This is a genomic window from Snodgrassella alvi, assembly GCF_002777425.1.
GTDB classification, from domain to species: Bacteria; Pseudomonadota; Gammaproteobacteria; order Burkholderiales; family Neisseriaceae; genus Snodgrassella; species Snodgrassella alvi_B.
This window is the reverse complement of the sequence record NZ_MDVC01000002.1, coordinates 18810-32118: the sequence shown is the minus strand read 5'-3', so window position 1 is coordinate 32118 and position 13309 is coordinate 18810. Positions and strand designations below refer to the sequence as shown.

Below are 13309 nucleotides of genomic sequence, written 5' to 3'. Positions count from 1 at the left end.
CATAATTGCAAACTAGGCACCAGCAATGTTATTTATTGCTGGTGCCTGTTTTTAATCTCGTTAATATAGTTGTACTGTGCTAAAAAATATATTATATATATACGTATATATATAAAGGATTAAAAAATGGCTGGTAAATTATGCCCTAATTGTGCACAATACACATTTTTCTCTACACCTACTGGACGTAAATGTACAAAGTGCGGCTATGAAATGATCATAAGTCCTCATGAAGGTACTGGCGGTAGAGGGTCTAAATGTCCTAATTGCAATAAATTTACTGTTAGAAACAATAAATGTACTAGCTGCGGAGCTAGATTTGAATTACCAAAAAATAGCTAAAACTATAAATTAATGCAATAAACTTAGAATCAAAATTGTATAAAGTGAACGGGAATATTTTTCAAAAAAGATAGTAAAATTGCCATAGCGTTGATGCAGGTAAAATCCTGACATTAATAAAGTAAAACTTGAAAAATGGCAGTACGGTAAGGTAGCTTACATTCTCTATATTGGTTCATATACCAGCGAAAATAGTACAATACAAAAATTATTGGATTCTATTTTATTTAATGAATTGAAAATCATTAAAAATATTAATGAAAATATCAGTTTATCAGTTTCGACCAATACAGAACAGGATAAATTGAAAACATTCATTCTATATCGCACAGGGTAATATGTCAGAACGAAAAATAATCCATATTGATATGGATGCCTTTTACGCGTCAGTAGAATTGCGCGACCGTCCTGAACTAAAGAACAAGCCCGTAGTGGTTGCCTGGGATGGGCCCAGATCGGTTATCTGTGCTGCTTCATATGCTGCACGCAAGTATGGTTTACATTCAGCCATGGCCGTAACCACGGCCAAACGCTTATGTCCTCAGGCAATCTATATTCCACCAGACTTCAGTAAATATCGCGCTGTATCACAGCACATCCACAGTATTTTTAGCCGCTATACTCAACAGATTGAACCTGTATCACTGGATGAAGCTTATCTGGATGTAACCAGCTATCAGGGAATATTACCCTATGCACGTGATATTGCGCGCGAAATACGCGCCGCTATACTGGCTGAAACTGGCTTGACAGCTTCGGCAGGCATTGCGCCCAACAAATTTCTGGCTAAAATTGCTTCCGACTGGCGTAAACCCAATGGCCAGTTTGTTATCGCACCTGCACAGGTTATGGCCTTTTTACACAATCTGCCATTAGGCAAAATTCCCGGTGTCGGTAAAGTTACCGAACAAAAAATGCGCGCCTTAGGCTGGACGACAGTAGGCGATCTGAGTCAGGTAAGCCTATCTGTTTTAGTGCACCATTTTGGCCGCTGGGGTTACCGGCTGTTTGATTTGGCTCAAGGCCGCGATGACCGTGAAGTGACGGCTGAACGCGACCGTCAGCAAATTTCTACTGAAATTACGCTGAATGATAACGAAAATCTGATTGAAATAGCCCATCATCTGCCTGAACTGGCGCAGACGCTGGTTAAGAACATGCAATATAAACAGCTTCAAGGTAGTTGTGTCACATTGAAATTAAAAAATACACATTTTCAGATTTATACCCGCTCCCAAACTTATTCGTCGCCTTTACCAGATGCTCCTGCTCTGATTGCTGCCGGACAGGATTTACTTAAACGCATGCCTAACGACAGCGCCCTATTTCGACTGATAGGTCTGGGTATCAGCCACTTTCATCAGCACGAGTATCAATCCGATTTATGGGCGCCGGGGAACACTTACTAAACAAATTTTGGCCTAAATGCTAACTGTATCTGCATTCTTCTGCCTAAAGCAGATTTACGACTACATCAAACTACATTTCTCTGGCCTAAGTTAACAAAATAAAGGATAATTAGTTTGACAGACTACAAACGGAAGTATGTAGTCACCCATCAGAAAAAGTAACATCACAGGAGTTACCATGAGTCACATTAAAGTGCCGACAGAAGGTCATAAAATCGTTTCCGGTCAAGCCATCCCGAATGATCCTATTATTCCCTTTATTGAAGGCGATGGTATTGGTGTTGACATTACACCAGTGATGAGAGAGGTTATTGACGCTGCGGTAGCCAAAGCTTATAACGGCGCTAAAAAAATCGTCTGGCTGGAAGTTTACGCTGGCGAAAAAGCGACTAAAGTTTATGGTGAAAATGTGTGGTTACCAGATGAAACACTGGAAGCCATCAAAGAATATAAAGTAGCCATCAAAGGGCCGATGACTACCCCTGTTGGCGGAGGTATCCGTTCACTGAACGTTGCTATTCGCCAGCAACTGGATTTATATCAGTGTGTTCGTCCTGTACAGTATTTCACCGGTGTACCTTCTCCACTGAAAGACCCAAGCAAGGTGAACATGGTTATTTTCCGTGAAAATACCGAAGATATTTATGCTGGTATTGAATGGCTGTCTGAAACAGAAGATGCCAAAAAAATAATCAATTTCCTGCAAAACGAAATGGGTGTTACCAAAATCCGTTTCCCGCAAACTTCCAGTATTGGTATCAAACCAGTATCCAAAGAAGGTACACAGCGCCTGACTCGTGCTGCCATCCGTTATGCTATTGATAACGACCGTGACAGCGTTACTTTTGTTCATAAAGGTAACATTATGAAATTCACCGAGGGCGGTTTCCGTGACTGGTCCTATGAAGTGGCTAAAAATGAATTTGGTGCCACTTTAATTGGTGAAGGCCCATGGTGTGAATTCAAGAATCCGAAAACTGGTAAAAATATCGTTATTAAAGATTGTATTGCCGACGCTTTCTTGCAGCAGATTCTGTTGCGCCCGGCTGAATATGATGTGATCGCCACCCTGAATCTGAATGGTGATTACATTTCTGATGCTTTAGCAGCACAGGTAGGCGGTATTGGCATTGCTCCGGGTGCCAATATTTCTGATGAATACGCTGTCTTCGAAGCTACTCATGGTACAGCGCCCAAATATGCTGGTCAGGACAAAGTTAATCCGGGCTCCCTTATTCTGTCTGCTGAAATGATGTTGCGTCATTTAGGCTGGAAAGAAGCAGCAGACTTGGTGAATGCTTCTATTGAAAAAGCCATTGCTGATAAAATCGTTACTTATGATTTTGCCCGCATGATGGAAGGTGCAAAAGAAGTTTCCTGCTCTGCATTCGGCAAGGCTTTAATTGAACGCATGTAATCTAAAGCTACTTAGTCATGACAAACCGAATCTGTTTTAAGGATTCGGTTTTTTTACAATTTCAGCCTTTAGATATATGTGCTTGCGTATAATAATTATGTCGCTTTAGTTGATACTAGCCTGTTAATTGATAAAGCCGGCAATTTCATTATAATATATTCAAATTAAATAGAATTGATAAATAAGAATATGATTTTAGGAATTGAAACTGATTCATGTGGTCGCTGTGTACATTATCATAATGAAAATGATATTGCCGCACTTCAATGTGGCCAATGTAAGCAATATTATGCCTGTTTTAAATGTCATGACCAGCTATGTGACCATCAGTTTGTTCCTATGGTAACTGCAAACAGCAAGCCAGTTATATGCGGTAAGTGCAAAAGTCTTCTGACTTATGAGCAATATCAGCAATATACCTGCCCATTTTGTCAGGCATCATTCAATCCACGCTGTGCATTACATAAGGATATTTATTTTAAATAATTGGTTTAGGAATATTGTTTAATTGTCATCCAGATCAACGATCAAGCCGTCTTCATCCCATTCGGTTTTGCGTATCAATTCGTTTTTTTCAAATATCGATTCACTTTTTTTAGCACCGGAATCATACCAGCTCAGCACTACACCACTTACCTTATTATTATGTATAGCCACATCGGCAAGCAGATGTCCTTTATCATCCCATGTTGTCATGGTTTGAACTACACCCTGATGTACGTTCATATCCTGTTTTATCTGGCCATTTGAATACCAGCGCTGCCAGCGGCCTTCAGCCTTACCATTAACAAAATACAGCTCCCCACGTTTTTGCCCGTTTTCATACCAGCTTAAAGTACGGCCATTCGGCATACCCTTTTGCCAGTTCATTTCAATTGCCTTCTGACCATTGGGATACCAAGTATGCCATTTCCCAACAGGCTTGCCGTTTTTGTAGTCACCCTGTATTTTTTTATGGCCATCTGGATACTGTAGCTGTAATTTGCCTTCTTTCATGGCCGGAATAAACTGTTGCAGTTTATCTATAGGTAAGGCATAGCTATCACTGTATTTGCTTTTAGCCGGATCAGAAAATTCCTGTACATCGATATGATTGCCATTATCATGAAATTGTTGCACATGTTGTACTTCAGACTGTTTTTGAACAACCTGACTATTTGCATCAAAATACACAGTCTTGTGTTTGTGCGATTTAATCTGCCACACTATCGCTATCAGAATGAGTATTATTGCGAGTACGAACCAGTAAAAACGTCTGGCCACATACATGATTTTTATCCCTTTTCACTAAGCAGTGTCATTATTTTATGCAATAAATATTATTTCTATCGTTATTACATTTTTTTTCAAACAGTGCAATCACTATCAGCCTTAGCCACTTATTTTTGCCAGTAAGTTTTAATATTAACAAATTCATAGATACCAAATTCAGACAATTCACGCCCGAATCCAGAATCTTTTACGCCGCCAAACGGTAAACGCAAATCACTGCTGGTATGGCGATTGATAAATACACTCCCTACATTTAACTGTTCGGCAAACTGCCATGCTAAATAGGCATCTTGCGTATAAATACTGGCGCCCAGACCAAAAGGATTGTCATTGGCCAGCTTCAGTGCATGGGCATTGTCTTGCGCACGCAGGATAATAGCCACTGGTCCAAATACCTCTTCATTGTATACGCGACAATCCGGATTTACTTTATCCAATATAGTGGCAGGATAAAACCAGCCAGGCATATCGCTTGGAATTTCACCCCCAAGCAGACATTGCGCACCATGAGCCAGCGCATCCTGTACCTGTGTGTGGACAGCTGTACGTAAATCCTGCCGGTGTAGTGGTGCTAAAGTGGTCGTTGGCAGCCATGGTTCACCCATCTGCAATTGTTGACAATGCTGCTGCAACGCCGCAAGAAAATCTTCTGCAATTTCATTATGAACTATAAGCCGTTTGGCTGCATTGCAGGATTGTCCGGCATCACGAAAACGCGAATAACACGCCTCTGAAGCGGCCTGTTTCACATCTGCATCATTTAATACAATGAATGCATTGCTTCCACCCAGCTCCATGACGCATTTACGCAGATGCCGGCCAGCCAGTGCAGCAAGATAACGTCCTGTCTGAGTAGAACCAGTAAAAGCCAGTGCCTGTGTGTGTGCAATGGCATACTCGATATCATCATTATCTAGCCAAGTCAGTTGTAAAGGTAAGTCATTACCTATCAGATCAAACAGCATCTGGCTGATTTGGCCTACTGAAGGAGCCGGCTTTACCAGACAGGCGTTGCCCGCACATAAAGCCGGAATGGCAAAACGCAGAATCTGCCATACTGGATAATTCCACGGCATAACGGCCAGTACAGTACCCAATGGCTCAAAACGCACCTGACTCAGGCTTGCCTGTGTAGCAATGGTTTTATGTGCCAGTAGTTCAGGTGCCAGATGGGCGTAATAGCGGATTAATGCAATTGATTTACTGATTTCTGCTTCACATTCGCGCAAACAGCGCCCTACTTCAATACAAATCTGATAGGCCAGCTCGGCTTTGGCCTGTTCCAGACGCTGAGCAAAAGCAAGTAAACGGCGGGTACGAGTTTGTACATTTTCGCTGGCAAAGCCATGTTGTTGTCGGGCCAGTTGCTGATACTGTAGCTCGAATTCAGCTTTTGTCAGACTTTTACGGTTGAACAGAACCTCACCCGTAATGGCATGGTAACTGGTATACAACACAACAATCCTTAAACTGCGAAAATATGAATCAGACAGTATGCAACACAATACAGCAGCAGGTTATCAGACGATATTGACCTTATAAAAATTTATAAGGTCAATGATGAAAATTATTGCTCGTCACCAGTTTCCAGTTTCTGTACGCCCTGCTTGATTTTATAACGGCTCTTTAACCACTCCAGATTACTGGTTGCCAGATTTTGCGCCAGACTCTGACTGATCACCTGTTTGGCCTGTGGCAAAACATTACCCATATCCTGTGGTGGCATGATTGCATTAATTTTTACCAGCACCGGATTTTGCTGATCCTTGAGCATGATATATGCTGGTTTGCCATTTGCCGGTTTGGCTTTAATCCAGGATTGGAAATCATCCTTGGACATAAGGGCCACGGCCTGTTGTGGTGTCAGATCAGCACTGGGCGACCATGACAGGTTGGAATTGGTACCTTTATTTACGGCATCCAAAGCCTGTTTGGCTGCTGCTGTGGCAAGCTTTTTGCTTTCTACAGCAACATAATCCTGCTGTACCTGTGATTTAACTTCTGCAAAGGGTGCCTGATGTTCTTTGCGTACATCAAGAGCACGCACTACCCAGTATGTTCCATTGCCAATATCAACCGGTTCAGAGTTGTAGCGTTTAACCAGTACATCATTGCCAAACAAAACATCCTGCAAGGCCTTCGGCATACCACCAGCGCTGGCCATATCACGGGTTATCCAGCCTTGATCAACTTTGTGAATCTGCAAGCCAAGCTTGTCAGTAATAGGTTGTAATGTTTTAGGGTTGTTAAAGGCCAGATCACTGACACTTTCTTTCATTTTGGCTACCTGCGCTACGCCTTTACGAGCCTGAATCTCCTGAGTTAGCTGTGCTTTTACGTCTTCCAGAGCTGGCTTGGGTGCAGAGGCAGAAGTTGGAATCTGGTCATAAGCTTCTTTCAACTCTGCTTCACTGACATTCTCTTTAGCACCCAGTTCGGCGGCAGATAGCTGCACAAATTCGTATTTTACTGCCTGTGGCAGATAATACTGTTTTTTGTTAGCTTCGTAATAAGCTTTCAGCTTGCTGTCGTCTATGGCTACCTTGCTAGCAAAATCTGCTGCGGGAAAAGTGATTGTCTGTGATTGGCGTGCAGCCTGCAACAGATTAACCATCTGCGTTGCCTGTGTATCACTAACCAGATTACCAGCTTTCATCAGATTGAGCATGGTTTGCATGGCATACTGTTGACGCAAACCATTTACTAGCGCTTCTTCAGACATGCCAGCCTGTTGCAGAAATGCACGATATTTGGCTTCAACAAATTTTCCGTTTTCCTGAAAACTCGGATCGGATGCAATAACCTGCTTTATCTGTTCGATTGATACGCTGATACCCATATCATGGGCACCTTGCTGAATATAGGCCTGATCAACGAGACTGTCATAAGCAAGCTGTTTGCTCACTGAGTTGCCGGAGGCATTCTGTAATCGCCGCTGAAAATCATTAACATCATTAACTTTGATTTTAATATCACCAATTTTACTGATGTAATCAGTACCTGGGACAGCCAGCGAATAACCACCTGCAAACACAAAACTCAGGCAAATTACACCCAGAATAATCTGGGCCGGTGTTCTATATTTTTCTACAATGTGGAACATGAGATTCAGTTAACTTTTCTAAAGCAGATAATACTTCCTATTGTAGCGTTTTTTGTTAAGCTAAACCATGCTGTTTGAAGCGCATATGCACAAAAACGACAGACAACAGAAAAGGCGGGATATCCCGCCTTGATGTATTACGCAACCTCAAATTAAAGAGCGTCTTTCAGTGCTTTACCGGCACGGAATTTAGGCGTTTTAGCGGCCTTGATTTCTAATGGTTCACCAGTTTTGGGATTACGTCCAGCACGAGCCGCACGCTCACCAACATAAAATGTACCAAAACCCACCAGTGTTACCGTATCGCCACCTTTCAGTGCATTGGTGACAGCGCTGATCATACCGTCTAGTGCCTTCGCTGCAGAAGCTTTAGATAAATCGGCCTCTTGGGCAATGGCTTCAATCAATTCAGACTTATTCACAATAAAGTCCCTTTCTGTTGTTATGTTCATATGATTTTCAGGTACCACATGTCTGGTAGAGCCTGAACAATACATTACGATTACTTTATAACAAGGCCAAATTCTTTATGTCAAGCATCGATACAGACGCAATGAGTTAAAACAGGCCAAAAACAAAGCCATTCACCAATTAGTGTTGGTGAATGGCTGCATATCAATGTTTTACGGTTTTTGTAGTTGACTTAGTCGTAGACTTGGCTAATACACCCTCTTCTGGAACACTTTGCCAAGGGCTAGGCGGGTATGCCAGTCCCAGATTGAGCACTTCATCAATCCACTGTACCGGATGAATGGTTAGCTTTTCACTGATGTTAGCCGGAATTTCTTCCAAATCTTTAACATTGTCTTTCGGAATCAGTACATGCTTGATACCACCGCGTAAAGCCGCCAGCAGTTTTTCTTTCAGGCCACCAATCGGCAGTACTTCACCCCGCAGGGTGATTTCTCCTGTCATGGCTACATCTGCACGTACTGGAATGCCGGTAAACGCTGAAACCAGAGCCAGAGTGATTGCGCTACCAGCACTGGGTCCATCCTTGGGAGTAGCACCTTCGGGAACATGGACATGAATGTCGTTTTTCTCATAAAAATCGGGTTCAATACCCAGACTTTCAGCTCGGGAACGTACAACACTCCATGCAGCACTCACAGATTCCTGCATCACATCGCCCAGTTTGCCGGTGCGTAGAATATTTCCTTTACCACGGAACTTGCTGGCTTCAATGGTTAAGAGCTCACCACCCACTTCAGTCCAGGCCAGACCGGTAACCTGTCCAACACGATTTTCATTTTCTGCCACACCATAATCAAAGCGGCGCACGCCCAGATAATCATGTAAATTGTCGGCATTGATAATAATTTCTTCCGGTTTGGATTTGGCTTTCTTCCCTTTACCGGTGCCCACTTTCTCTTCTGCAACAGCCTGCTTCATAACCACTTTGCGGCAAATCTTGGCAATTTCACGATCCAGTGAGCGTACACCGGCTTCGCGGGTGTAATAGCGGATAATATCGCGCACAGCAGATTCTTCGATGCGGATTTCACCCTCACGCACACCGTTTTGCTTAGTTTGCTTGGCTACCAGATATTTCATGGCAATATTGATTTTCTCGTCTTCGGTATAACCGGAAAGACGAATAATCTCCATACGGTCAAGCAGTGGCGTAGGAATATTCAGGCTGTTGGATGTAGCAATAAACATCACATCCGACAAATCAAACTCTACTTCTGCATAGTGGTCGGAAAATGAATGATTTTGTTCAGGATCGAGCACTTCAAGTAAAGCACTGGCCGGATCACCGCGAAAATCATTACCTAATTTATCAATCTCATCCAGCAAAAACAGTGGATTTTTTACACCAGCTTTGGCCATGTTTTGCAGAATTTTACCGGGCATGGAGCCAATATAGGTACGACGATGGCCACGAATTTCACTTTCATCGTGTACCCCACCCAGTGCCATGCGCACATATTTACGGCCGGTAGCCTTGGCAATAGATTCACCCAGTGAGGTTTTACCTACCCCAGGTGGCCCAACCAGGCACAGAATAGGACCTTTGAGCTGGTTCATGCGCTTCTGTACGGCCAGATATTCAAGAATGCGCTCTTTTACCTTTTCCAAGCCATAATGATCTGCATTCAGAATCAGATCTGCTTTGGCAATATCCTTGCTGACTTTGGATTTCTTTTTCCATGGTAATTCAAGCAGGGTATCAATATAGTTACGCACGACGGTAGATTCCGCAGACATAGGTGGCATCATGCGTAGCTTTTTGAATTCAGACAGACATTTTTCTTCAGCTTCTTTGCTCATACCAGCCTGACGAATCTGTGCTTCAAGATTAGCCAGATCATCATCTTCTTCGCCAAGTTCTTTCTGAATCGCTTTTACCTGCTCATTCAGATAGTACTCACGCTGCGATTTTTCCATCTGCCGTTTCACTCGGCCACGAATACGTTTTTCCACCTGAAGAATATCCAGTTCGGACTCAAGCAGGTGCAGCAAATGCTCCAGACGTGCGGTGACATTTACCATGGTCAGAATCTGCTGGCGCTGATCCAGTTTTAGCTGTAAATGGGCAGCAATGGTATCAGCCAGCCGGCTTAGCTGTTCAATTCCATGGATAGTAGTTACCACTTCTGCCGGAATTTTCTTGTTTAATTTTGCCAGTTGCTCAAACTGGGATAACAATGTGCGACGCAACGCCTCATCATTATGAGTATCTTCATCAGTATCTTCACATTTAACGATGTGTGCTTCGACATATGGGCCACTTTCATCGATATACTGTACTTGGGCCCGATACAAACCTTCTACCAATACTTTAACGGTACCATCAGGTAATTTAAGCACTTGCAGAATACTGGCTACTGTACCCATAGCATACATATCTTCTGCATGCGGCTCATCAGTATCAGCATTTTTCTGGGCCAGTAAGAATACTGGTTCGTCATGCTCCATTGCTGCATCCAGAGCCGCTATGGATTTTTCCCGACCTACAAACAGGGGCAATACCATATGCGGGTAAACAACAACGTCACGCAGGGGCAACATTGCCATTGTAGTTGGCTGCACTGGAGGAGAATCATAAACTTCAGCCATGTAATGCCTCAATCTTTCCTGAAAATATGCAATAAAATTGAATGTGAAAATGGTGCTGAACCAGCGTTTTTCAAGTACTTTTGCGGTATGGTGACCATTGAAAAGTTTCAATGTTTAGAGCATTAATTATTATGAATGTTAACTATAGAGATTAAGAGAGATAGGCCGGACAAATCTGATTACTAAAATCAGCCTGTCCGGCTTTAGGGTATCAGCGGGTTACTGGTTTGTAACGAATGCGTTTGGGTTTGGCGCCCCCCTCACCCAAACGGCGTTTTTTGTCTGCTTCATATTCCTGATAATTACCATCAAAAAATACCCATCTGGATTCACCTTCAGCCGCCAGAATATGCGTAGCAATGCGGTCAAGAAACCAGCGGTCGTGTGATACCACCAGTACACTGCCTGCAAATTCGAGTAATGCATCTTCCAGTGCGCGCAGGGTTTCCACATCAAGATCATTAGAGGGTTCATCCAGTAATAGTACATTACCACCAGAAATCAGAGTTTTAGCCAGATGTAACCGGCCACGTTCGCCACCAGAAAGTTTACCGACAATTTTGCTCTGGTCACTGCCTTTGAAATTGAATCTCCCCAGATAGGCACGCGCCGGAATTTCAAATTGCCCCACCTGTAAAATATCACGCCCTTCTGCAATCTCATCAAACACGTTTTTATCTTCATGCAGGCCGTGACGACTCTGGTCTACTACTGACATTTTAACAGTCTGCCCAATCTTCACCAGTCCCTGATCTGGCTGTTCCTGCCCGGTAATCAGCTTAAACAATGTGGATTTACCTGCGCCATTGGGACCAATAATGCCAACAATGGCACCCGGCGGAATTTTAAAACTCAAATCATCAATCAGTAATTTGTCGCCAAAACTTTTGCTGACATGCTCAAATTCGATCACTTCATTGCCCAGACGCTCAGCCACCGGTATGAAAATTTCCTGTGTTTCGTTGCGTTTCTGGTATTCATAATTACTCATTTCCTCAAAGCGAGCCAGACGAGCTTTTGATTTGGCCTGACGTCCGCGTGCATTTTGGCGTACCCACTCAAGCTCTTGTTTCATAGCTTTAATACGTGCAGCTTCAGCTTTTGCTTCATGCTCCAGTCGCGCTTCTTTTTGTTCCAGCCAGGAACTATAGTTGCCTTTCCACGGAATACCATGGCCACGGTCTAATTCAAGGATCCATTCAGCGGCGTTATCCAGAAAATAGCGGTCGTGTGTTACAGCAACTACAGTACCGGGGAAACGAACCAGAAACTGCTCCAGCCATTCTACTGATTCAGCATCTAGATGGTTGGTAGGTTCGTCCAGCAATAGCATGTCCGGTTTGCTTAATAACAGTTTGCATAAGGCTACACGGCGTTTTTCACCACCAGACAAATTACCAATGCGCGCATCCCAGTCCGGCAGCCGCAAAGCATCAGCAGCAATTTCAAGCTGATGTTCTATATTGTCGCCGGCACCAGCGGTAATGATAGCCTCCAGACGTGCCTGCTCTTCGGCCAGCGCATCAAAATCAGCATCTGGTTCGGCATAGGCGGCATAAACTTCTTCCAGTTTTTTCTGCGCACCGGCTACATCACCCAGTCCAGATTCCACTTCTTCGCGTACAGTTTTATCAGCATCTAATTGTGGTTCCTGTGGTAAGTAGCCGATTTTGATGCCACTCATTGCAATGGCTTCACCTTCAAACTCGGTATCCACCCCAGCCATGATTTTCAGTACAGTAGATTTGCCTGCACCGTTTAGTCCCAACAGACCAATTTTGGCGCCTGGAAAAAAGGATAGGGAAATATCTTTGATAATCTGTTTTTGTGGCGGCACGGTTTTACTTACGCGCAGCATTGAGTACACATATTGGCTCATAATATCTTCAGTAGATTAAATTTAGTCTATATCAGCCTTAATTGTGGCTGAAGGTTATAAATTTGATTTTAACATGCATATAACTGCTGTCACGGAATGCTTTGCGTTAAAATGCTTCCTTTTGTCTCTCTCGCCATGACTTATGAACATCATCTCCACTCTGATAGATTTTATTTTACATATTGACCAGCATCTACAATTTATTGTTACTCAATATGGTGTATGGATTTATGTTATTCTATTCGTTTTGATTTTTTGCGAAACTGGATTGGTGGTTACGCCTTTTCTGCCGGGTGATTCCTTGTTATTCGCGGCTGGCGGAATAGCAGCTGTTGGCGAGATGAATGTCCATTTGATGGTGGTACTGTTGCTGGCAGCAGCAATTATTGGTGATGCGGTAAATTTCTCAGTTGGAAAGAAATTCGGTGCGCTTCTGTTTGCCAATCCACAATCTCGGCTATTCAGGCAGGTTTATCTACACAAAACGCAGGCATTTTATGCAAAACATGGTGGAAAAACCATTATTATTGCGCGTTTTGTACCTATTGTACGAACATTTGCGCCCTTTGTGGCCGGTATGAGCCATATGCATTATGGTCATTTTCTACGTTACAACTGTATTGGTGCTATTGTCTGGGTAGTGCTGTTTTCCTATGCCGGCTATTTTTTTGGTAATCTGCCATTTATTAAGCAGAATCTTTCTCTGGCACTGGTTATAATTATTGCCATTTCTTTTTTACCGGCCATTATTGAGATTCTGCGGCACAGGCAGACAGCATACAAAAACAATTAGATATTTAATTTTATTCTGCTGCTAATTTCAA

At 43.1% G+C, this 13309-nt stretch carries 10 protein-coding genes; 4 read left to right on the top strand and 6 right to left on the bottom strand.

Going from position 1 to position 13309, the window contains the following annotated elements:
• Window positions 1-680: 680 nt before the first annotated feature.
• The 3 genes from dinB to BGI33_RS14040 all read left to right on the top strand — a co-directional run bounded on the left by dinB (window position 681) and on the right by BGI33_RS14040 (window position 3654).
• On the top strand, window positions 681-1751 hold the full coding sequence (gene dinB / locus BGI33_RS00820; RefSeq protein WP_100089493.1) for a DNA polymerase IV: 1071 nt from the start codon (window positions 681-683) through the stop codon (window positions 1749-1751).
• A 178-nt stretch (window positions 1752-1929) separates the two neighbouring features.
• Window positions 1930-3168, top strand: a complete 1239-nt coding sequence (gene icd, locus BGI33_RS00815; RefSeq protein ID WP_100089492.1) for an NADP-dependent isocitrate dehydrogenase — start codon at window positions 1930-1932, stop codon at window positions 3166-3168.
• A gap of 189 nt (window positions 3169-3357) precedes the next feature.
• Window positions 3358-3654, top strand: a complete 297-nt coding sequence (locus BGI33_RS14040; RefSeq protein WP_100089491.1) for a CHY zinc finger protein — start codon at window positions 3358-3360, stop codon at window positions 3652-3654.
• An 18-nt stretch (window positions 3655-3672) separates the two neighbouring features.
• Here BGI33_RS14040 and BGI33_RS00805 read toward each other — a convergent pair whose 3' ends face one another.
• From BGI33_RS00805 to ettA, 6 genes are all read right to left on the bottom strand, one after another.
• Entirely contained in the window at window positions 3673-4437 is a 765-nt protein-coding gene (locus tag BGI33_RS00805; RefSeq protein WP_100089490.1) for a toxin-antitoxin system YwqK family antitoxin, read from the bottom strand.
• A 110-nt stretch (window positions 4438-4547) separates the two neighbouring features.
• Window positions 4548-5894 carry an aldehyde dehydrogenase family protein gene (locus tag BGI33_RS00800; protein ID WP_100089588.1) on the bottom strand — a complete coding sequence of 449 codons (1347 nt, stop codon included), beginning with the start codon at window positions 5892-5894 and terminating at the stop codon, window positions 4548-4550.
• Window positions 5895-6007: 113 nt separating this feature from the next.
• Window positions 6008-7543 carry a SurA N-terminal domain-containing protein gene (locus BGI33_RS00795; protein WP_100089489.1) on the bottom strand — a complete coding sequence of 512 codons (1536 nt, stop codon included), beginning with the start codon at window positions 7541-7543 and terminating at the stop codon, window positions 6008-6010.
• A gap of 152 nt (window positions 7544-7695) precedes the next feature.
• Window positions 7696-7965, bottom strand: a complete 270-nt coding sequence (locus BGI33_RS00790; RefSeq protein ID WP_037405990.1) for an HU family DNA-binding protein — start codon at window positions 7963-7965, stop codon at window positions 7696-7698.
• Window positions 7966-8158: 193 nt separating this feature from the next.
• Window positions 8159-10606, bottom strand: coding sequence for an endopeptidase La (lon, locus tag BGI33_RS00785; protein WP_373884339.1), 2448 nt, complete (start codon window positions 10604-10606; stop codon window positions 8159-8161).
• Between the two features lie 211 nt (window positions 10607-10817).
• A complete protein-coding gene (gene ettA / locus BGI33_RS00780) occupies window positions 10818-12488 on the bottom strand; it encodes an energy-dependent translational throttle protein EttA (protein ID WP_100089488.1) in 1671 nt (556 codons plus the stop codon).
• 145 nt (window positions 12489-12633) lie between these two features.
• On the opposite strand from ettA, the gene BGI33_RS00775 reads away from it, so the two are divergent.
• Window positions 12634-13278 (top strand): DedA family protein, encoded by a 645-nt coding sequence (locus BGI33_RS00775; RefSeq protein WP_100089586.1) that lies wholly within the window; start codon window positions 12634-12636, stop codon window positions 13276-13278.
• Window positions 13279-13309 lie beyond the last annotated feature (31 nt).